At 46.9% G+C, this 22,701-nt stretch carries 13 protein-coding genes; 2 read left to right on the top strand and 11 right to left on the bottom strand.

Annotation, left to right across the window (positions count from 1 at the left end; all coding sequences use genetic code 11):
• Positions 1–134: 134 nt before the first annotated feature.
• The 5 genes from ACWI_RS10055 to ACWI_RS10035 form a co-directional block, all read right to left on the bottom strand.
• Positions 135–3,206: an EAL domain-containing protein gene (locus tag ACWI_RS10055; protein ID WP_070371313.1), complete on the bottom strand. Its 3,072-nt coding sequence runs from the start codon at positions 3,204–3,206 to the stop codon at positions 135–137.
• Between the two features lie 120 nt (positions 3,207–3,326).
• Positions 3,327–6,434 (bottom strand): EAL domain-containing protein, encoded by a 3,108-nt coding sequence (locus ACWI_RS10050; RefSeq protein WP_084633623.1) that lies wholly within the window; start codon positions 6,432–6,434, stop codon positions 3,327–3,329.
• A 239-nt stretch (positions 6,435–6,673) separates the two neighbouring features.
• The gene (pdxA, locus tag ACWI_RS10045; RefSeq protein ID WP_070371312.1) at positions 6,674–7,678 is read right to left on the bottom strand and encodes a 4-hydroxythreonine-4-phosphate dehydrogenase PdxA; all 1,005 of its coding nucleotides are present in this window, start codon (positions 7,676–7,678) and stop codon (positions 6,674–6,676) included.
• Between the two features lie 71 nt (positions 7,679–7,749).
• Positions 7,750–10,119, bottom strand: coding sequence for a bifunctional diguanylate cyclase/phosphodiesterase (locus ACWI_RS10040; RefSeq protein ID WP_070371311.1), 2,370 nt, complete (start codon positions 10,117–10,119; stop codon positions 7,750–7,752).
• Positions 10,120–10,122: 3 nt separating this feature from the next.
• Positions 10,123–11,247 (bottom strand): ABC transporter substrate-binding protein, encoded by a 1,125-nt coding sequence (locus ACWI_RS10035; protein ID WP_070371310.1) that lies wholly within the window; start codon positions 11,245–11,247, stop codon positions 10,123–10,125.
• Between the two features lie 503 nt (positions 11,248–11,750).
• Between ACWI_RS10035 and ACWI_RS10030 the strand changes: the two genes are divergently transcribed.
• Both ACWI_RS10030 and ACWI_RS10025 read left to right on the top strand, forming a co-directional pair.
• Positions 11,751–14,936: a methyl-accepting chemotaxis protein gene (locus ACWI_RS10030; RefSeq protein ID WP_070371309.1), complete on the top strand. Its 3,186-nt coding sequence runs from the start codon at positions 11,751–11,753 to the stop codon at positions 14,934–14,936.
• A 219-nt stretch (positions 14,937–15,155) separates the two neighbouring features.
• Positions 15,156–18,332 carry a methyl-accepting chemotaxis protein gene (locus tag ACWI_RS10025; RefSeq protein WP_070371308.1) on the top strand — a complete coding sequence of 1,059 codons (3,177 nt, stop codon included), beginning with the start codon at positions 15,156–15,158 and terminating at the stop codon, positions 18,330–18,332.
• A 52-nt stretch (positions 18,333–18,384) separates the two neighbouring features.
• Here ACWI_RS10025 and ACWI_RS10020 read toward each other — a convergent pair whose 3' ends face one another.
• From ACWI_RS10020 to ACWI_RS19025, 6 genes are all read right to left on the bottom strand, one after another.
• Complete coding sequence (locus ACWI_RS10020; RefSeq protein ID WP_070371307.1) at positions 18,385–19,677, bottom strand: polymer-forming cytoskeletal protein; 1,293 nt, start codon at positions 19,675–19,677, stop codon at positions 18,385–18,387.
• A 299-nt stretch (positions 19,678–19,976) separates the two neighbouring features.
• The gene (locus ACWI_RS10015; RefSeq protein ID WP_070371306.1) at positions 19,977–20,363 is read right to left on the bottom strand and encodes a hypothetical protein; all 387 of its coding nucleotides are present in this window, start codon (positions 20,361–20,363) and stop codon (positions 19,977–19,979) included.
• Between the two features lie 2 nt (positions 20,364–20,365).
• Positions 20,366–20,926 (bottom strand): RNA polymerase sigma factor, encoded by a 561-nt coding sequence (locus ACWI_RS10010; protein WP_175440934.1) that lies wholly within the window; start codon positions 20,924–20,926, stop codon positions 20,366–20,368.
• Between the two features lie 149 nt (positions 20,927–21,075).
• Positions 21,076–21,624, bottom strand: coding sequence for a hypothetical protein (locus ACWI_RS10005; RefSeq protein WP_070371304.1), 549 nt, complete (start codon positions 21,622–21,624; stop codon positions 21,076–21,078).
• 48 nt (positions 21,625–21,672) lie between these two features.
• Positions 21,673–22,275: a hypothetical protein gene (locus tag ACWI_RS10000; RefSeq protein ID WP_070371303.1), complete on the bottom strand. Its 603-nt coding sequence runs from the start codon at positions 22,273–22,275 to the stop codon at positions 21,673–21,675.
• A 266-nt stretch (positions 22,276–22,541) separates the two neighbouring features.
• On the bottom strand, positions 22,542–22,697 hold the full coding sequence (locus ACWI_RS19025; RefSeq protein ID WP_175440933.1) for a hypothetical protein: 156 nt from the start codon (positions 22,695–22,697) through the stop codon (positions 22,542–22,544).
• Positions 22,698–22,701: the final 4 nt, after the last annotated feature.

Here is a 22,701-nt window from a genome sequence, read left to right as displayed (position 1 = left end):
AATTATGTTGATACGTTATCATTGATACCCCCAAAAATAAGATTCAAGCAACACTCCAGATTGCGGAAACAAGACTTCACTCTGGTCCCCTAAAACACCAACGACCTCCACATCAGTGGAGGTCGCTTTATAGCTTAATGTACTCGGCTCAGCTGCTTCTCAAAGTCAGCTGCAGTCATCGGTTCGCCCCAGTAATAGCCCTGAGCCTCATGACAGCCTTTTTCTTTTAGAAAAGCCAGCTGTGCCTGGCTTTCCACACCTTCGGCTACCACCTGAAGCCCCAACTTCTGGGCCAGATGGATCATCACAGAAATAATCGATTCATCCTTGGGATTGATTCCAATGCCCCAGATGAAGGAACCATCGATTTTGATGCGATCCACCGGCAGGTCGTTTAAGCGGCTCAAGGACGAAAACTCGGTACCAAAATCATCAATGCTAATGCCCAACCCCAGTGCCTTAAGCTGGTGGAGGGTCAGAATCACCCCACAAGATTCGGCCATGGCGATGGTCTCGGTGATTTCCAGCTCCAGATATTGCCCGGCCAGGCCGGTTTCGGTCAGGCATTTCTCAACAATAGCAGTCAGATCATTGTCAAATTGCGCCGCCGACAGATTGACCGCTACCGGCAATGGCCTAAATCCCTGCGCCTGCCAGGCTTTGTTCTGGGCGCAGGCAGTCTTAAATACCCATTGGCCAATTTCACTCATCAACCCTTTTTGCTCGGCAATCGGAATAAATACCCCCGGCGAAACCATTCCCAGTTCCGGATGTTGCCATCGGAGCAGGGCCTCACAGCCAACCATCGTTTGGCTGCTTACATCAAATTTGGGCTGATAGTAAAGCGCTAGTTGCTGCCGCTCCAGAGCCCGATGGAGACTGTTGGTCAAGATCATTTTTTCCCGGATACAATTTTTCATCTCCTCAGAACAAAACACTACTTGTCCCTTGCCATTTTTTTTGGCGTCATACATGGCCAAATCGGCATGTTTGATCAGTGCCGAAACCGTCTCCCCATCTTCTGGAAAGACAGCGATTCCGCCACTTGCCGAAATATAAAACTCCTGCTCCCCCAGACACACGGGCTCTTTAAAAACTGCCATCAGTTGCCTTGCCACATCAAGCAGCTCATTCTTATGATTCAGCTGTGAAACCATGATCAAAAATTCATCTCCGCCAAACCGGGCCAGAGAATCGCCTTTACGCATATTGTCTGACAACCGTTGGCCGATATGGTTAAGTAGGTGATCGCCCCAGTCATGCCCCATGGTATCATTGACTTCCTTGAATCCGTCAAGATCCACAAAAATAACACCCAGCTGACTACCGTTTGACTTCATAGCGGCCATTGATTTTTCCAGTTGTTCATGAAAAAACACCCGATTGGGTAAACCCGTCAGCGTATCATAATAAGCCCGGCAGTGAATTTCGTTTTCATTCTCAACCTTACCGATGGCATCAGCCAGCGTATTCGCCAAGACGCGCAACAATTCCGGATCCGTCAGCGCTGGCACTTTGGCTTTTCCGATTTTGTCAAAGCCCAGAAAGCCAATGATTGTTTCCCGGCTCTGAATCGGAATCAGTAGCATTGCGGTGATTCCCTGCTGCACCATCATCGCTTTTTCCGGTTGGGCTTCAGCCGGTAGTTCATCGCAGGATCGCAGATAAACCAATTGATTATTAAAAATTGTTTTGGTAAACCAGGGGAACTTAGTCTGCCGGATATCTTCGTTAAGATTCACCGACGGAAAGTAGGGCTCGGCCAGCCACTCATTGGTGCAGCGCAGTTCACCCGAATCCTGAAAAAAACGTCCCACAAAAACCCGGTCGGCATTCATAATTTCACCACTGGTTTTTAATAAATACTGAACTTTTTCGTCAAAGTTGCTGGCAGACACCGACACAAATTGAGTCGTGACCTGGGAGATCATCTTTTGAAAACTGATCTGGCGGTTATTCTCGGTCAGTCTGGCAATATAAATGCGATTGGTATAACCCGCCAAGAGAATGGCCACCAGGCAGATAAAAAGTCTGGCCAGATATTCCCGGGTGCCCACATTGACCCATTGATCGGATTTCCATGAGACCATCACCAGACCAGCAATAATGGTTGCGGTTGCCAACAGAATAAACATTTTCTTTTGCTTAAAAACGATGGTTACGGTCAAAAAAATCAGAGGCACTACCCAGATCACATTGGTCAGATAGGTATCGGGACGGAAGATGGTCAGGGGAATCGCAACCACCATAATCCCGGTGATAATCCGATCCTGATTGGCAATTGACAGTCCCGAAAAAGGCAGACTGTAAATAAACAGCCCCAAAAGCAGATTGATGGTGCTGATCACCATCAAGCGCCATAATTGGACTGGGTAGAAACAAGCATTTCCAAAACTGATCACGCTGATCACCACAAAAATCATCGCTATTGATCGAAACAGGCCCCGATGGGTTTCATCGCTGAGAATTTCACTGAACTTAACTTTTTTGTCTGATTTCTCGGGAACCATCAGTTTATACTTCTTGACATCAAAGGCAAAGGCCGTCACCGGAATCAGTATAATAATCGGTGCCACCGAGGGAATCGGGTAAGCCAGCAGGTTGTTGGCCATCATTTCTGTGAGTGTGCCCATAGCGATCGCAATGGCAAAGGCCAGTAATAGCCAAAATGCCTGTTGTTGTTTTCGGCGGTCTGGGGTGCTCCGGTACCACTGAAACAAAAGTCCCAGCGTCAGCAACGAAAAACTCAGGTAATAAAGATTGTAAAAGATATCCCAGAAATTGTTGACAGGAATATTTCCCCATCCCATTGGGGTTTGAACCAGATTGTACTGGGCATCAGCCAGCTGGGGAAACAGGGCAAAAACTGCAATCGTGATCACTGCTGGCAGATAAATGGCAATTCGAATCTTAAGATTACCCAACCACTGCTGGTGTTCGGTTAAAATCAACATAAAATGGAGCATCACACTAAAGGCAACACCCCACCCCAGGGCCGCAATCCGCCGCCAGATCAGCACACTCTGGACATCACTTAGGGTATTTGAAATGGCAAAGCCAAAGGCCCATACCGCATAGCTCATGCATAACCAGAAAAAAACCTGATTGAGCTGTTCTTTTTTGTTGAGAAACAAACAGAAAAATCCCAGGCAGCTATATAGAATAAATATCAAATAGAATAAAATAGAAATTTGGGTTTGCTGCATTTTATCCCCTTACGCTCTTTTTATGTACTTGCAACCGGTCCTGGCTAGCCGTTTACGCAAATTTTTCTTGCGCCAGCCGCACTTCCTGACAAACGATCCTACTCGCCCCATCGCTTACCGTTAGTTTATCCCGGCAAACTGCCTGGCATAAATTTCTGCTTCAATTGCTGCCGCCGATACCGGCTTGGAGAAATAAAATCCCTGGATTTCATCACATCCCTGTGTCTGAAGAAAAGCCAGCTGTTCGGCTGTTTCCACCCCTTCGGCAGTGACGGCCAAGCCCAATTCACGGGCCAGATCGATCATGACCGTGACCAACACTTCATCCCGGGGCTTCACCCCGATTCCCCAGACAAATTGACGATCAATCTTAATCCGATCAACCGGCAGATTCTTGAGTCGGTTCATCGATGAAAAAGCCGTGCCAAAATCATCAATACTGAGATCCAAGCCCAGCTTTTTTAAGGCTTGCAGTTGCCGGATAACGTACTGGGAGCTTCTCATGGCAACCCCTTCAGTGATTTCCAGTTCCAGATATTGGGGTTTAAGCCCAGTTTCAGCCAGACAATTCTTAATAATCCGCTCCAGATTGGAACTCCGAAACTGCTCCACCGATAAGTTCACCCCCATCCGCACTGGCTTGTAGCCCTGATCCTGCCACAACTTGTTCTGAGCACAGGCGGTTTTTAAAACCCATTCACCGATACCGCTAATGAGTCCACTTTGCTCCGCCAGCGGAATAAACACCTCCGGGGAAATCAGTCCCCGCTCAGGATGCTGCCACCGCAACAGCGCTTCAAATCCGTTTATTTCCAGGGTACTGGCACAAATCTGCGGTTGATAATGCAACAACAGCTCTCCTTTTGCCAGCGCCTGATGAAGACTGGTCGTCAGTGTCATCTTTTCCAAAACTGCTGCTTTCATCTTCCCGGAACAGTAGGCAATCCGACCCTTGCCGCTTTTTTTAGCGGCGTACATGGCCAGATCGGCATTTTTTATCAGGGTATGAACCGTTTCACCATCCTGAGGATAAACAGCGATCCCGCCACTACCGGAGAGGTACAGTTCCTGTTCAGCTACCAGCATCGGCCGATGAAAAATCGACATCACCTGCTCAGCCATTCTTTCCAGTTCACTGGGCTTTGAAATCTGCGGAACCATAATCAAAAATTCATCGCCACCAAACCGCCCCACCAGATCAACGTGTCCAAGACAGTCCGTCAGGCGTTTGCCAATCCGGGATAGTAACTGGTCTCCCCAGTCATGGCCCAGGGTATCGTTGATTTCCTTAAAACCATCCAGATCAAAAAATATTACGCCCAAGCTCTTTTGGGTTTTTCGGGCCAGATCGATAGCCTGTTCCAGCCGCCTAAAAAACAACGACCGATTCGGGATACCGGTGAGCGGATCGTAGTAAGCCAAATAATTCATATCATTCTCAGCATCAACTTTGGCAATGGCGTCAGCGAGAATATTGGCCAGCAGCTGCAACCAATCCCGATTAATCCCCCTCAGACCCTTGCGGCCATCCAGTACATCAAAACCCAGTAACCCGATAATACGGTGATTACTCTGAATCGGTACCAGAATCCGGGATCGGACTTTTTGCTTTTTAAGCGCCAACTGCTCTGCCTCCGCTTCAGCTGGTAGCCGATCAACACTGGGGATGTAGACGATATCATTTCTTAATATCTGGCTGATACTCCAGGACAGATGTGCTTCGCCTTCATCGTGTTCAATTGAATTCTTCAGCGATCTGATTCCATCTCCCGACCATTCATGGGAATATATAACGATGTTGTCATGACGGGAAAAGCGCCCCAGATAAACCCGATCCGTTCCGGCAAAAAGACCGCTCTGCTCAAGCAGGCGATTGACTTTCTCATCAAAATTATCACGGTTTGTGGTAACAAAATCGGCCGACAGCTTTGCAATCATTTTTTGAAAGGCATCCTGTCGGCTGTTTTCCTTTAGTCGTAACACATAAATCTGAGTAATAATAGCGGTCAGTCCGATGCCAATCATGTAGAACAAGAGCCGGTAACAATAGAGCCGCTGATCCACAAGGATCCCATAATCCGGTAGCAGTAGCCAGAATATCAGTTCCAGTAGCAGTGTTAAGAATCCCAGACCCAAAAATATATTCCGGTTATTGAAAATCACCGTGAGCATCATAAAAAAGATTGGAACCGGCCAGATAATATTGCTGAATTCTGCATTAAAATGCAGCAGCATCACCACAGGCATCATAAACCCCACCATCAAACCTAAGGCATTCTCCTGCGCCGTGATGGATGTAAGAAAATAGGGAATGGCCATCACAACCGCCCCCATCATCACCAGTAAAAAATTTAAAAACATACCGGTAATCCGGGTATCACCATTGGCGATCCGGCCATAAAAATTCAGGACACTGCCGACAATCAATATAAAGCTGATGTACTTGTAGAGCCTGGAGCGGCTAAACGCTGTCAGAATCATGCCTTCCTGCTGGGCATCGTTGTGACTGTCTGGGGCTGATATCATTCCATATTTATGGATCAGATAAAAGATTGCCGCCACTGGAAAAATCACCTCCACCGGAGCTAGCGACGGAATCCAGCGGTCTGGCTGGCTGGCCAACACAAAATCGGTGATGGTTCCTAAAAAAAAGGCCCCACCAAAAGAAACCATCAGAAGCATGGCTTTGGTTCGATCCGCAGAATTCTTTCGTTTTTTATACCAGCGAACCAGTAACAGCATCGAAACATAGGTAAAACTGAGATAATAACAAAGAAACATCAGATTAAACCATTTCGCATCTGTCGTGGAAATCCATCCGCCATCGGTTTTAACCATCGCGATGTGACCATATTCCGGCATGCTATAAATCAAAAAAGCGATAAGATTAATCAAAGCCGGGATATAGAGCACCGCTAACAACAACCCTTTTTTATCGGCTTGACTCCAGGGAGCATTTCTAAGAAGAATAATGACGTGCAGAAAAATACTGTAAGCCACCCCCCAACCAAGTACCGAGAAACGCCGCCAGAACAACGCTTCGGCAGCTGTCGCTGCCGAGTTGGTGGCCGCCCCGGTCAAACTCCAGAGGGCATAACAAAAACACAAGGCCGCAAAGACCCGGTTCAGCCGGGCGTCCTTATTGAGGGTTAAAGTATAGGTGCCCAAAACCACATAGATGACAAATGTCAGATAGAGAGTCATGGAGATGCTATTCTGAAGTGTCATTTGTCCTCCTAAAAATAATTGATCAACGCTAATTTTTCTAATTATACTATATATATAGTCGAATAATCAATTGGATATTCATTTATTGCGGTAATCAGCACTTATTTTACTGACTGGAATTTAAATGGATTCAAACGAATAGAAAAATGGCCTCTAGCGTCTGGAGGCCATTAAAATCCAAATTAATACCTAGTTTAAACACATCGTAATTCGGTCTGCTCCGCCACTCCGAGCAAAACTCACTGGGACTGTTTAAAAAACGGGGCATACAAAGCCCCCAGCCGGATCGCTTCAATCAGGCTCACCGGGCTGGCAAGACCCTTTCCGGCAATATCCAGGGCCGTTCCATGATCCACTGAGGTACGCAGAAAGGGCATGCCGATGGTAATGGAAATTGTTTTTTCAAAGTCCACCATTTTGGTGGCAATGTGGCCCTGATCGTGATACAGCGACAAAACCGCATCGTATTTGCCTTTTAATGCCAAATGAAAAACGCTGTCGGCACCAATGGGACCCTCCACATCGATGCCACCGCGACGGGCCGCTGCTACGGCTGGAATCACAGCCTCCACCTCTTCCCGGCCAAACAGACCATGTTCACCACTATGGGGATTCAGACCGGCCACCGCCAGCCGGGGATTTGTCACCCCCAGCCGCTTAAGGGCGATGACACACTGGTCGATAAAAGCCGCCAGATTTTCCTGGGTAACCAGGTCGCAGGCCTGACGCAATGAAACATGGCGGCTGAGAAAAAACACCCGCAGGTTATGAACCTGAAATAGCGTCAGGGGATTTTTGGTTCCCGTGAGGGCCCCGATTATCTCGGTATGGCCAATGTAGGGCACCTTTGCCGCTTGCAGCGATTCCTTGTTAATCGCAGTGGTCACCAAGACCTGGGCTTTTTTATCAAGACAAAGCCTGGTGGCTACTTCAATGTATTCATAGGCAGCCTTTCCCGTCATCGCCTGCACCGCCCCCAGTTTTAATTGACTAAGCTCTATATTACCCAGATCAATCAGATTAAGAACCCCGGGGAAAAAGTTGCCCTCCCGGGGTTCGTTAATGCGATTGATGGTCAGCTCGACCTGTGAATACCTCAGAGCTTGCTTAAGCACCTGTCCATCCCCCACCACAACCAGGTGGGCCATTTCGTTTACAGCTTTATTTGCCAATGCTTTGACGGTTATTTCCGGGCCGATGCCAGCGGCATCCCCCATTGGAATGACCAGTATTGGTTTATCCATCGTATTCTCCTTACTGCCAGGTCACTTATCAAATTCTGGCCTGTTTTTGTGAAACGTTCATCAACAGTTTTTTAATCGAGATCCTGGGCTTGAGCATCAATCAGCTGGTTCAGCAGTGCTTCCAGCTGGCTTTCATCGATGGGCCGGGAAAAATAGTAACCCTGAACGTGATCACATTGATAGATTTTTAAACAATCCAATTGTTCCAATTCTTCAACTCCTTCCACAATCACATCCATGTGAAGGATATGGGCCATCATAATAATCGACTCCATTAAATTCTCATTGGACTTCCTGATAAGCAGATCCCGGGTAAATGCCTGATCAATTTTTAAGGTGTCAATCGGCAGATTTTTAAGATAAGCCAGCGACGAATAGCCGGTACCAAAATCATCCAGTGACATCCGGATGCCGATGGCCTTGAGGCTTTTGAAAATACTGCTGGCCTCTTCAAAGGAATTGATAAAGAGATTTTCGGTAATTTCCAGCTCCAGTAAGCTCGGTTCCAGCTTACAGCGTTTCAAAACCTCAGCGACCATTGCCGGAAAATTTTCCTGACTTAATTGAACCGGAGAAACGTTAACCGAAATCATCAGCTCCGTGGCCATTTTCTGGTTGATCGCCACGATCTGACGACAGGCAGTTTCCAGTACCCAGGCCCCAATCGGGACAATCATGCCAGTGGTTTCGGCAATATGAATAAATTCCAGCGGTGAAACCCGCCCCAGCTGAGGATGATCCCAGCGGATCAGGGCTTCAAAACCCCGAATTTTTTTATTCCTGACATCGATTTGCGGCTGGTATTGCAGAAAAAACTCGTTATTTTTCAGCGCTGACCGCATCGAATTCTCCAGGGTCATATTCCGAATCAGATTTTGCTTCATGGCACTTTCAAAAAAAGCATGCTGGGAGCGGCGTCCCTGCTGTTTGGCAATATCTGCCGCAGTATTGGCATATTGCAAGAGTTCTTCAACATCCAGGGCATCATCAGGATAAATTGCGATGCCAACGTGAAAACGGAGATAGACATTATTCTCATGATAGGTCATAGCATGGTTTAAAACCCCCTGAAGTCTTTCAATCTCGACCAGGGCATCGTCTGCTTGTTCCAGCTCCGTTAGTACCCGGATAAAATTGGAACCATTAATCCGAGCCACAAAGCCATGGGCACAGTTTAAGGCCAGCAGCCGGGCCCCCATCATTTCCAGAATCTTATCGCCAAAGGAAGGGCCATAGGTATCATTGATCCGCTTAAAATTATGGATGTCAAAACAGATCACCGCAATCTTCCCCTCATTATTCTGAATCAATTGGCTAAGCTGCTCCGTCAGATAGGCAGCATTGGGCAGTCTGGTCTGAGGATCATAATAAGCCAGCACCTTTAGGGCATCATCCCGCTCCTTCACCGAGGCCACCATGCCGTTAAAATTAGTCGTCAACTGATCAAATTCGTCAAAACGATTATCGGTATCAATGGGATGATAATCGCCAGCGGCAATTTCCTTTGTCTGGCGGTTCAGTTCCCCAAAGGAATGGTTAATGTCTTTAAACACCAGACGGGCAACAAACCGTGATAACAAGACCAGCAACAAGGTGAACAACAGCATCATTCCGACAAACGACCGCAGGGCACCATAAATTGAATCATAGGATTCATAAACGAAGACATGCCAGTCGGCATTGATAACATCCGCATGACTGACCATGGCGGTTTTGCCTTCGTAGGTAAAGGCATGAATCTGATCGCCGGTTTTTGCCTCCGGATGAATGGCCTGATAATTGGCTTCAATTTCCCGCTGGAAAACCTTGGTGATATCCGGATGGGAAATAAAAACTCCATTGCCGTCGGTAATGGCGACGGTTACCGTATCCCCAAAGGTTCGGATATGATTTCCAGACAGCATGCTGATTTCTTCCAGATTTAAATAAGCCACCAGAACCCCATCACCGTGTGGAATGGCAATGGTAATGGTGGGCTGTCCCGTTTGTTGCGAAATGAAGGAAGACGATACAAAGGGTTTCCCAGTTGCTTTGGGTTCGGTAAAAAATGGCTGTCCAGTACGATTGGCCCCCAGAATATTGGCGTTTTGGGGGGCCGTGTTTTTGACAATTCCCTGGCCATCTAAAATTTCAAAGCCCTCAATGGAGTCCGAATTTTCCAGCATTCCGTTTAAATAACGCTGGATGGTTGTCTCATCCTTTAGTGTGCCATCATCAAGCAAATCATTAATCTGTTCCAGCTCCTGAAATGAATCATCCATAAAATCAGCCATCCGTTGAGCGATAGTTGCTGCAATCATGGTGTTTTTTTGATCCATATCTTTCCGTAGATAATCATAAATTATCGGCGTCGCCAATACCCCCACAAGAATCAGCGGGATGATGATGGACAGCATGTTGTTAATCAGAATAAAATCTCGCAGTTTCTTAATTCGCTTCATTTGCTACTCCGCCTTTGTAAATTGACCATTCTTTACGACGTATTCATAAATAGTCCGGCTGGCATCACCGTAGCCATCAATGGTTATTTCGTTCTGCAGCCCCGGATAGATGCCTTTTTGCAGGATTGCTTGTTTGACCGTTTCCGGGTTGGGATTAGCGGTTTCTGCTACGGTGTTAAGCAGTAACATGGTGGCTTCATAGGTGTATACCGCTGCAAAGGTCGGTTCCGCACCATACTTTTTTAAATAGTTGTCCCGGAAAGCCATGTAGGCCGGGGCCTGCGATTCCAGATCAATGAGGCTGGTGATTGTGACCCCTTCAACTGCTGCGCCCCCCTGTAAGAGCAGATCATTATTCATCGACCAGGCCGCCAGATAAATCGGTGTCTGATTATTCAGCTTATAAAACTGCTGACAAAACATGGCGGCATCAAACGATGAGACCAGAATCACAATGCTATCGGACTGCGTGCTTAAAACCCGCTTAGCAATATCCAGGTAGTTGGTGCTGTTACTCGCTAAAAAGGCTTCTTCATAAATAATTTGCCCACCCACGGGTGCTATTTCCTGAGCAATTCGGTCTTTTACTGTTTTGGTGTATGCCAGATTCTGAGATTCATAAATCACTGCTACCTTCTTCCCGACGCTATCTTTTACCATACTCTCTTTGATGACTGCCGCCTGATCACTGTTTGGTGAAATAACACCGATGACATGGTCGTCCTGACCAAACAGGGTGGTTGCACTCATGGTCGGATTAATCATCAACATATCCTGACTGTTGACAAAGGGCACACTTAAGGTCGCCATGTTGCTGGTCATATGACCAACGATAAAAGAAATCCCGGCTTCCTGAAGTTCCCGATCAACCGCCAGGCCCACTTCCGGGTTATTCTGATCATCCTTAATTACCACTTCCACTGCCTTGCCATTAACGCCCCCGGCCGCATTTACTTCTTCCACTGCCATCAAAAGGCCATTGCGTCCGTTTACCCCCAGCTCCGAGGTGCTGCCCGTAAGACTGGCTACAAAACCAATCAACACTGGTTTTTGTGCAAGACACGAGCTCAGACATAAAACAGTGACGCTCAACAGCACCAGTGTTGAAAAGAGCTTCTTTGATTTCATGGACAGGACCTCCTTTGGGTATTCGCTGATGCAGGTTTTTAACCCGATCAATTACTAAAAAAGTGATTGCTATCAGTATACCCTTATTTGTCTCCTACAAACCTGTTATGCTGGTCATACCTGCTAAATTTTTACACACTCTCCCCTGACGGGTTCGACTACCGCATCATGCCCAGATCCGACTTGCGATTATTCCGGGAAAAGTTTTTAAGAATTATCTTAGACCATTTTTCGATCCAGAACAAGTGATAAATTGTCAAGCTTATGGTTATTTTTCTCGGCTGGTTCAAGGCGTTTTTAAAATCTACCAGAAGCTCAGTAAAAATTTATATTTAGCCCCGCTCAAGCTGTTTATATTTTTAATCCCTGGGTAAAAATCTGATCAACAAGTTGCTTTCTTATCGCTTGATCTGATGTCTGTTTTAAGCTAAACTAGGGCTACTCTGTTTTATCAACGACGATCAATTTTTTCATCAGTGATGATGAGTCAAAGGAGAAATAAAATGAACCAGAAAAAAGGATTACTTGTAAAAATGTTACTGTCCATCGGCTTGCCAGTTGCGATTATTTTTGCCATTGTGGCAGGGATATCGCTGTATGTCGTGAATCAGGCTATCACCCGGATCACTGTCAATGAGCTATCGGCCCGGTCGCAGGCAGTTTCAAACGAAATTGAAAGCTATTTTACTACCTATCTGGAAACGGCCAACCAGTTGTCGACCAACCCCGAGATTCGCAGCTATTTTGAACAGGTCACTCCGGGCGTTGGCATTACCACCACCCCCAATTTTCCTGAAATTAAGCAGACCCTGGACAATGTGGTTGCCACCGATCCGGAAAATATCCGGGTAGCCTGGGTAGCCGATGTCGACTCCAGTCAGTTTACCCAATCCGATGGTTCCTCGTCCGACGGAACCTACGACATCAACGCCCGGCCCTGGTATCAGGAGCTGGTGGCCAAAAAAGAGGTCTTCATCTCCGAGCCCTATCTGGATGTAGTCACCAATGAAATTATTGTCAGTGTGGTAGCTCCCGTTTTTAAGCCCGGTACCCAGGATCTCATCGGTGCCACCTGTGTGGATGTCTCCATTGATCGGATAAAAGAAATCATCGCTGAAAATAAAATTGGCGAAACCGGCTTCTTCGTGGTTTCCACCAACAGCGGAATGGTCTTTGATCATCCCAACCCAGATTTTATCAACGGCCCCCTCAGTGACACCGATCTCTCGGAGAACATCATCGCTGCCCTGACTGATAAGACCGCTGGCCCCATTGCCTATGACTCGGCGGGCACTGCCAGCCAGGGTTATGTTACCGAAATCGGGGATACCGGCTGGGTCCTGGCCACCGGTCTACCCACTGCCGAATTCAATCAGTCTTTTGCAACCATCCAAACAATGATGCTGGTGATCTTTGGCCTCGGTCTGCTGGTTATCATCGGCCTGATTGTCCTATCCACCCGCAGCTTTATCCGGCCGATTACCAAACTAGCCGAAGCCGCCGATCAACTGGCTCTGGGTGCCGTTGACATCGACTATAGCATGGCCAATGATGCCAAAGCCGATGAAATCGGTGAACTGACCAAATCCTTTGTCAACATGGCCGAAAATATCCGGGATCAGGCTGAAGCGGCCCAGAACATAGCCCTGGGTGATTTATCGATTGATATCCAGCCCAAGTCAGAAAACGACGTGCTGGGAAACAGCATGGTTTCGATTAAAAAAGCCATCAGCCGCCTGGTTGCCGATACCATCATGTTGTCCGATTCGGCCATTCGTGGTGATTTTACCAAACGGGCAGAGGTTAACAACCATGCTGGTGACTATGCCAAGGTTATTGCCGGTGTCAACCAGACACTGGATACCGTCGTTGATAATATGTTCTGGTATGAAGCAATCATTGATGGTATCCCCTTCCCGGTTCACGTCACCGACATGGATATGAAATGGACCTTTATGAATCGGGCCTTTGAAGATCTGATGATCAAAAACGGCGTTATCAAAGATCGGGTTTCCGCCTGCGGTATGGATTGCTACAATGCTGGTGCCAATATCTGTCAGACTGAAGGCTGTGGAATCCGCCGTCTGGTTGATCAGGGTCTGGCCGACTCCTACTTTGAATGGGTTGGACGCAATAATAAGCAGGATACCGCTTATCTCAAAAATAAAAAAGGTGAAAACATTGGCTTTGTCGAAATCGTCACCGATTTAACTCCAATTATCCGGGTCAGTGATTATACCCATGCTGAGGTTACCCGTCTGGGTGAAAATCTGATGCGTCTGGCCGAAGGTAATCTTGACTTTGACATGAATATTGCCCCAGCCGATGAATACACCAGTCAAGTCAGCACCCAGTTTAACGAAATCAGTCATAGTTTAACTGCTGTTAAAACTTCCATCGGTGACATGATTGAAGGTGCCTCGATGATTTCCAACGCCGTAATTGATGGAAATCTTCAAACCCGAGCTGATGCCGCAAAATTCAAAGGTGCCTGGCAAGATCTGGTCGGCGGCATGAATGCCATTCTGGACGAAATCAACAAACCACTGGGCGAGGTCATGGTCGTCATGGATGCCATATCAAACGGTAATCTCCATGAGCGTATTACGGGTAATTACAGCGGTGATGTGGATGCTCTGAAACAAACGGTTAACACTACTGCCAGTCGTCTGGAAGCAGTTGTTAGTGAAATTACTGAAAAAATCGAACAGCTATCCAAAGGGAATCTTAATATCGAAAACGCCCGGGAATTCCGGGGCGATTGGATTACCATTTCAAATGCCATTAATGTCATTATTCAATCGCTGAATGATGTTATGGGTGATATCAACGTGGCTGCAGAGCAAGTTGCCTCCGGCTCCGGTCAAGTCTCCGCTGGCAGTCAGTCCCTGGCCCAGGGCTCCACCGAACAGGCCAGCTCGGTTCAGGAGCTTACCGCCTCGATTGCCGAAATTGCCGATCAGACCAAAAACAACGCCGTCGATGCCAATAAGGCCAGAGAACTGGCTGATACCGTCAAAGACCACGCCGCCAAAGGCAATGCCCAGATGTCACAAATGCAGAACTCGATGGTCGCCATCAATCAGTCATCGGAAGACATTTCCAAAATTATCAAGGTCATTGATGACATTGCCTTCCAGACCAATATTCTGGCCCTCAACGCCGCTGTCGAAGCTGCCCGGGCAGGTCAACACGGCAAAGGCTTTGCCGTCGTTGCCGAAGAAGTTCGTAGCCTGGCAGCCCGTAGCGCCGACGCCGCCAAGGAAACCACCGCTTTAATTGAAGGCTCCATTGACAAGGTTCAGGAAGGAACCAAAATTGCCGATGACACTGCCGCCGCTCTGGATGACATCGTCGCCGGTATCGAAAAGGTCACTACCTTAATTGGTAATATTGCCGTCGCTTCCAATGAGCAGGCTTCGGGAATTGCCCAAATTGACACCGGTGTGGAACAGGTGGCCCATGTCGTTCAGCAAAACTCCGCCACTGCCGAAGAAAGCGCCGCTGCCAGTGAAGAGCTGTCCGGCCAGGCCGAGCTGCTTAAACAGCTGGTTGACACCTTTAAGCTCCGCAGCAAAGGGAAATCCTATGCCGCTGCAACCCCTGCCGTTAAAGAAGTTCAAGAAACCATAAAACCAGTCCCCACACCCAGCATCGACCTGGGCGATATGGACATGGATAAATACTGATTCCCTAACCTAAATTTAAACAGACGCCAAAATCGGCGTCTGTTTAAATAAAACCATCATATCCAACAAACCCATAGACGCAGACACCATTTCGACAGCAATGAATGTAATCGATTGCTGTCGAAATTTGGCGCTTTACCGCCTGCCTCTTTATTCAATTTTTCAGTAGCCACCTGTTCCTGTGTTTATGGAATCTGTTATTTTGAAAGGAGCATCATCATGAAAGCAGCACAATCACACGACCCCCATCAAACAACGGTAAAAATCCGTTTATCCACTAAACTCACGGCCTTCACCACTCTGATTCTGACCTTGGCTGTTATCACCCTGGGCCTGATTGCGATCAATTTGGGCGCAGCGGCCCTGACCAGTGAATCCAGTACCCAGGAAGAGGCCTTTGTTACTGAAGGTGCCGGTCATATCGGCGCCATCGTTTCCGGTAATTTAGGAAAACTGGATGAAATCGCCCTCCGGGCCCGAACTGCCACCATGGACTGGAACACCCAGGTGGCCTCGATTGCCGGGGACGTGGAACGTTTAGGCTATCAGGATATTGCCGTCATGGATATGAATGGTAATGCCCGCTATATCATCGGCGGCGGCGAATTTAAATCAGAAGGTCAATTCTGGTACGAAGACGGTTTTGCCGGCAATACCTCGATTTCCGATGTCGCCATCAGTAAGGTCACCAACGAGCCAGTGGTCTTTGAAGTAGCACCGATCAAAAACAACGGTCAAGTGGTTGGCCTTCTGGTCGGTCGCAGAGATCCCACCTTTATGCTTGACATCACCAATGCCATGGGCGATGGCGAGCGCAAATACGGCATGGTTATAAACGAAAATGGTGCCGTCATGGCCCATCCCAACGAACAATTAATCTTGGATCAGACCAATGTCTTTGATGAAATAGAGGCCAATGGACCACTTAAAGAGTTTGGTCTGGCGATCCAGGAATTGGGAACCGGACAAACGGGCAGTATCGCCTATAATTACAAGGGTGATCAGAAATTGGCCTACAATGCCCCGATCCCCGGAACCAACTGGACTCTCATCGTCACTAAATTTGAGGATGATGTCCTGGCCCCGATCAATCATCTGCGAAATGTCATTCTGATTGCCGCCTTGATCATTTTGCTGGCCGGTGGTGTGGCCACCTTTATTCTGGCCCGAAAAATTTCCAACCCAATTGTATCATTAAACCAGATGATTAAAGAAATGACCCAGGGACATCTTAGTGACCGTCTGGAAGTGGCATCCCGGGACGAGGTCGGAGAAATGACATCTTCGATGAATCAACTAGCAGATGACCTCCAAAATGTGGTTATTGCCACCATGAACCAGATTTCCAACGGCGATGTGTCTGCCGATATTGAATTGCGGGATTCCCGGGATGAAATTGCCCCAGCCCTTAAACTGACCATCGAAACCATCCGTGGTTTGATCTCCGAGTCCACCATGCTGTCTCAGGCCGCTATTGCTGGTCAATGGGAAACCCGGGGCGATGCCGATGCCTTTAAGGGTGGTTTTAGAGAAATCGTTCAGGGGGTCAACGCCACCCTCGATACGGTAGTGGATCAGATGGTCTGGTACGAAGCAATCATCGATGCCATCCCCTTCCCCCTTCATGTTACCGACAACGATATGAAATGGACCTTTATGAATAAACCGTTTGAAGATTTGATGATTGCCAATGGTGTCATTAAGGATCGAAATTCTGCCTGCGGTATGGATTGCTACAACGCCAATGCCGATATCTGTCGAACTGAAGGCTGTGGAATCCGCCGTCTGGTCGATCAGGGCTTAACCGACAGCTACTTTGAATGGGTTGGCCGAAGTAATAAGCAGGATACTGCTTATCTTAAAAACAAGAAAGGTGAGAACATTGGTTTCGTGGAAGTTGTCACCGATTTAACTCCGATTATCCGGGTTAGTGACTATACTAAAAATGAGGTCACCCGGCTCGAAAATAATCTCAGCAGCCTGGCTCAAGGCGATCTCAACTTTGATATCAATGTCGGCGAGCCGGATGAATATACCGCAGAAGTGAGTATTCAATTCCACAAAATCGGTGATACCCTGGCCGAGGTTAAGCAATCGGTGGGCAATCTGATTGATGATGCCAGCATGCTGGCCCAGGCCGGTATTGATGGCAAACTCAGTACCCGGGCCGATGCCAGTCGACATCAAGGCGACTTTGCCAAAATTGTCAATGGCGTCAACGCCACTCTAGATGCCGTTGTTGCTCCGGTCAAGGAAGCGTCTGATACCCTCCAGGATCTTGCCAAAGGCAATCTGAACACCGGCATGGTTGGCAATTATAACGGCGATTACACCCGTATTAAAAATGACATGAACCAGACCGTCGCCTTCCTGAAAAACTATGTCGATGAGATCGCCAAAACCCTACTGGAAATGGGTCAGGGTAATCTCGATATCGAAATCACCACCGACTATCTCGGCGATTTCCAGGCCATTAAAACCGGTCTCAACGGCATTGCCGCCACTCTCAGCGAAACCATGTCCGAAATCAATGAAGCTGCCGGTCAGGTTGAAGCCGGTGCCCGCCAGATTTCCGATGGCGGACAGGCCCTGTCTCAGGGCACCACTGAACAGGCCAGCGCCATCCAGCAGCTCAACGCCTCCATCGAAGAAGTAGCCGGTGAAACCAAGAAAAACGCCACCAATGCCAATGAAGCCAACGAACGGGCTTTAGAGGTTCGCAGCAATGCCGAAGTCGGCAATGAACAAATGACCAAGATGGTTTCAGCGATGATTGACATCAACGAATCCTCCAAGAGCATTTCTAAGATTATCAAGGTTATTGACGATATCGCCTTCCAGACCAATATCCTGGCCCTCAACGCCGCTGTTGAAGCCGCCCGGGCTGGAAGCCACGGCAAAGGCTTTGCCGTCGTCGCCGAAGAAGTTCGCTCGCTGGCCGCCCGCAGCGCCGAAGCGGCCAAGGAAACCACCGGACTGATTGAAGGCTCAATTGACAAGGTCGAAGCCGGTACCCGAATCGCCGATGAAACCGCCGCCAGTCTCGTTGAAATTCTCAACGAAATTGAAAAAGTAACCGGTCTGGTCGGTAACATCGCCCGGGCCTCCAACGATCAGGCCACCGAAATCGCCCAGATCACCCAGGGGATCGAACAGGTTTCCACCGTTGTTCAGACCAACTCTGCCACCGCTGAAGAAAGCGCCGCCGCCAGTGAAGAACTGTCCGGCCAGGCTGAAATGCTCAAACAGATGGTGGGTGCTTTTAAACTAAAGAAAAAAGGTGCCGCCCATCACACCTCTCCCAGGCCACCGGTCGAAAAACCAGTGAAGCAAAAAGACACTGCCGAAACTTCACCCCAGATTGTTCTGGATGATCTGGAGATGGACAAATATTAAACAAAAAAACAGGCATCCGCTTTGGAGCCTGTTTTTTTTATCTGTAATCGAACTATTTTAGGGTATCTTCACCATCTTGTCTAATGGTTTCGGTTGACGCTTCGATAATTGCGGTTCCTTCTTCCATGTCAATGATCTCATCAATCATAAGCAGCTCGCCGTCGCCGTCATTCCGTTCATCTTTTAGTTTTTTATTGGCGAACAGCACATTGTAACAAATGAAGCCCACGCCAACAACATAGAGGAAAAGATAGACAACAAAATTGATAAAGGGAATATAGCCCAGAATGATCGCTGCCGCAGCGATGATCAGGATTGAAACAAAAGAGCTAAGCAGTGGTTTCATCTTATCATCAAAGAAGCGGATCAACAGTTTGGATAGAACCACCGCAGCCACCGGCATCGCTAGAATCGTCAATGCGATAATCCCAAAGGTCATGGCAACTCCAAACGGTGCATAAATAATAAAGGACACAATCAACAACAATGGGGTAATGAAGAAAAATCCGGCCCCGATTCCCAGCGATGCCAGAATATGCTTTTTGGCTATCACTGAAGTATTGGCGTTAAATTCTTTGGTCATAAAGGTAATCAGCACCCAGATGACCAGAATAAAGGCCAGTTTGGTAATGATTGATAAAAGAATCGAGCCAACAGATGGTCCTTTATCTGCTTCAACTGTCTGTTCTTTCGATACCTTTTCCCAGCTGACTTCCGGCGCATTGGCACCGGGTGCGACAATCGCTTCATTGGCACTACGGTTATTAATTGGTCCGACGATCGTTGCACCATTGTTTATGGTTAACTGATCCACGTCGGTTTCCACAAAACCGTTAATCGTGCCGTTAATTAAGACATTGCCAGCACCAGCCCGAAGATTTCGACCAACGATTCCATCAATATTCACATTGGCTGCCGCAAGATAGGCATCCCGGTTAATAGTGGCTGATTTGCTGATGGTCAGATCAGAACAGCCAGCAAAAAGATCCCGGGTTACCTCACCATTGATGATGACCTGGTTGGCACCGGTATAGAGATTTCCGTTAATTTTACCGTTGACCGTTACCGTATTTGCCGCTGCAAAAACGTCACCGTTATATTCCCCATCCAGAGTGATGGCATTACCGGCAAAAAAGGTGGTGGTGTCAAACACCGAATTGGCAGTGATGTTTGAACCGGCAAAGGCGAATTCCGTATTGGGAACCGTTGCTCCCTCAATATTTACATTTCCCGCTGAATCTTCGTAAGGCCTGATATCGCTATTGGTGGCCCCAAAAGCGGTGGAAACCGTAATAAGCAATACCATCACCATCATAAAAAACGACATACTCATTCTTTTTAACATTTTTCTTCTCCTTCAAATTTTTTTTATTGGTAATTGCGAAACTGCCGTGAGCTTTGCGCCCAGTTTTGCACGAAACACCAGAAGAAATCGCGATGCGAATTTCTTCGAGGTCGCGGGCAGTCGCCAACTACAAGCAAGCTTGTGATTGGCTCGTTGCCTTCGCGAATTTTTACACTGTACGGCGGACAGTTCTCTGAACTGTTCGCCTACACGTTACAAAATTGTTTGTGGAAACTGCACACAAAGCAACCATTGTTCGGTGTTTTTTCATTTCGCAATTACCTATTTTTTTATTAAGTCTAACAGAAGTGACTCTCATTTTTTAAATAATTAATCATCACTCCGGTTCCGACACAAATAACGATTGAAATTAAAAACGACATGGCAGTAAGACTGTTCTTAAGCACCTCCGAATAACGGATGACGATGCTGGTGAAGACCGTCATGATGGTTACATCCCCGGTTTGGGCAAAGACAATAAAGCGCATTACCATCACTGAAAAGGCAATGGACAAGATATAAAATAAGGCAAACAAATCTGAATTTCTGGCTTTTTCCAGGCTGGCCTGATTGATCTGCTTCATAATCTCCAGCTTTTTGCTGGAAAAGGGAATGGCATTGCCATAATTTTTCACAGCGGTTTCATTAAAGCCCAGACAGGCCATCATTTTATCCAGTTCATTCATGATCACATTCCTCCTTCGTACATGTTTTTGAGTTTTTTACAGGCCCGATTCAACCGGGAAGACAGGGTACCCATGGGAATATTTAAAAACTCACAGATTTTTTTATAATCCCAGTCATAATAATAGCGGAGGATCACTGCACCTTTCAGCTCGTGTGGTAACTGATCCAGTGATTTTTGAATCTCCCCAAAATCCAGAGAATCGATATTATCATAGCTCAGGGCTTCGTCTGTAAAGAGACGCTCGCTATTCTCCTGATCATCCAGATAAATCATGGTTTTGTTTTTTCGTAAGAGATCAAAGCTGGTATTATGGACGATTTTCAAAAACCAGTTTTTAAAACTGCTGCCTTGCCGATATTGTCTGATTTTGCTAAATGCTTTTAAAAAACTTTCTGCGACCACATCCTGTGCGTCAAATTCGTTCTTCAGAAGAGAATAGGCATAAACATAGGCATACCGCTCATACCGCTGGACAAGGGGTTCAAAATACTCGGAATTTCCGGTTGCGATATACTTTTTAATCAAGGCATCATCGGCCTCCTCTTCCCTATGTTCCTTCAACAAATTTCACCTCCGTTTTATCTGCACATCTATATAACGCTTAAGCCCCTGTTTTTCTTCCCATAAATAAATATTTTTTATAAAATATTCTTACTCGGAAAATACCCGCAAAAAAGCACTGATTCAAAACCAGTGCTTAACGAATCTGGCTATTTCCAGAATTTAACGCTCTTAACCGTTCCCTGATGCCCTAAAAAAGTTACGTAAAACCCGGTTTGATCATCATTAAACCAGATCATCATCACAATGGGATTATTGGGATCAGCCGGATTGGCCATTTCAATAATCTCTGTTCCTTCCGATCCAAGCAGTGATTTGACCTCATCATAGGGCATCCCTTCGGTGATACTGGCCATTTGATCTTCGGAAACACTGGCTTCACTGAGGCCCATAATCTTACTGTCCTGATCGTGATATAATACTTTTGAAACAACCAGATCACTAGCATCGTAATTGATCTGAACGCCAAAGCCGGTTTGATCGTCCCGATAAATATAGGTGCCCTCCACCTCTTCCGGTTTAACCCCCAAGGTCGATTCAACCTGACTTTTTTCCATTCCCAAATTGACCAGCTTGTAAAAATGGTCCGGGTTGTGGTCTGCTTCATCCTTGGTTGCGCTACAACCAGCAAGCACTAACAACATACTCAGGATCAAAATCCCGGAAAATACAACAACCGATCTATCCCGCTTTAACATGGTTTTCAGCTCCCTTCTTCGAACTATGACTAAGACCAATCCACATTTTTAAAACAAACTTTCTTTAAACTCTGCAGCCAGCACGGTATTGGTATCGGAATCAAAGGTTACCACCAGCACCGAACCATCGGCATTGATCCAGGCCAGAGCATAGGCTTCCTTGTCTGCGCCGCTGGGAATGACCATTCGCAGCATTTCAATCCCCTGTCCCGTTAGCGCCTTCTTAACATTACTCTGAGTCATTCCCTGGGAAATTTTGGCGGCCGCTTCTTTTGTGACACTGGCATTGCTCAGCTCAATCAATTCCCGGGCGCCGGTAGTCGGCACCAAGACCTTTAGGGTAACCAGATCCTTGGCGTTGAAAAACACATTAACGGCGTAGCCGGTGTCCGGATCCAAATAAACATAGGAACCTTCGGCTGAGGTGTTTCCGGTAGCACCCAAATCTTTCTCAATATCTGCCTTTTTGTCATTGATGTCAATCTGATTATAAAGATCGAAGATGGCATTGTCCCTAATGTCATTTTCCTGGGTATCCTTGCTCCCATCTTTTTCTGAGCTTTGCCCCCCACCAGCTGAACATCCTGAAACTAATGCGATTATTGTCAGAACCAGTACAAACCAAATCCCCTTTAACCACCTTTTCTTCATGTCTGTCTTTCTCCCTTTCAAAATAACAACGCCATTGACACCTACTGTTTAACGATCAACTCAGACTGATCAGACGGCTTACCATCACCGATCTGTTCTTGTAATTTTTTTACCCGGAAATCACAGTTTAAAACATCGGCAGATTTCATTTTAATCCTAACAAGGGGGCCGTTATAAGCTCCGATAATTTGACCATATCAAAAAAAGTGGCTGGTGTAAAAGCTGTCCCCTTACGCCTGCCACCGAAAACGAATGGTGGTTATTATTTATTTCTTATTTAAAAAGGTAACTATCTCATCAAGCAGCTTCTGAACCGTTTTGAGCACCTGTTTTTCGTCCTGATTGGTGATGACATCAAAAAGCTGGTCAATATCCTCATCACCGTATTTTTCTGTTAAATGCCGGTTTAAAAAGGCATTCATAAAG

It is taken from the genome of Acetobacterium wieringae (genome assembly GCF_001766835.1).
GTDB lineage: Bacteria > Bacillota > Clostridia > Eubacteriales > Eubacteriaceae > Acetobacterium > Acetobacterium wieringae.
Note: the sequence above shows the minus strand (reverse complement) of the source record. Positions and strands in the feature narration are given on the sequence as shown.

Excerpts from the sequence above, each read along its gene's own strand:
- ACWI_RS10050 (WP_084633623.1), bottom strand. The coding sequence starts at position 6,434 with ATGACACTTCAGAATAGCATCTCCATGACTCTCTATCTGACATTTGTC.
- ACWI_RS10040 (WP_070371311.1), bottom strand. The coding sequence starts at position 10,119 with ATGAAGCGAATTAAGAAACTGCGAGATTTTATTCTGATTAACAACATG.
- ACWI_RS10030 (WP_070371309.1), top strand. The coding sequence starts at position 11,751 with ATGAACCAGAAAAAAGGATTACTTGTAAAAATGTTACTGTCCATCGGC.
- pdxA (WP_070371312.1), bottom strand. The coding sequence starts at position 7,678 with ATGGATAAACCAATACTGGTCATTCCAATGGGGGATGCCGCTGGCATC.
- ACWI_RS10035 (WP_070371310.1), bottom strand. The coding sequence starts at position 11,247 with ATGAAATCAAAGAAGCTCTTTTCAACACTGGTGCTGTTGAGCGTCACT.
- ACWI_RS10000 (WP_070371303.1), bottom strand. The coding sequence starts at position 22,275 with ATGAAGAAAAGGTGGTTAAAGGGGATTTGGTTTGTACTGGTTCTGACA.
- ACWI_RS10015 (WP_070371306.1), bottom strand. The coding sequence starts at position 20,363 with ATGAATGAACTGGATAAAATGATGGCCTGTCTGGGCTTTAATGAAACC.
- ACWI_RS10005 (WP_070371304.1), bottom strand. The coding sequence starts at position 21,624 with ATGTTAAAGCGGGATAGATCGGTTGTTGTATTTTCCGGGATTTTGATC.
- ACWI_RS19025 (WP_175440933.1), bottom strand. The coding sequence starts at position 22,697 with ATGAATGCCTTTTTAAACCGGCATTTAACAGAAAAATACGGTGATGAG.
- ACWI_RS10020 (WP_070371307.1), bottom strand. The coding sequence starts at position 19,677 with ATGTTAAAAAGAATGAGTATGTCGTTTTTTATGATGGTGATGGTATTG.
- ACWI_RS10025 (WP_070371308.1), top strand. The coding sequence starts at position 15,156 with ATGAAAGCAGCACAATCACACGACCCCCATCAAACAACGGTAAAAATC.
- ACWI_RS10055 (WP_070371313.1), bottom strand. The coding sequence starts at position 3,206 with ATGCAGCAAACCCAAATTTCTATTTTATTCTATTTGATATTTATTCTA.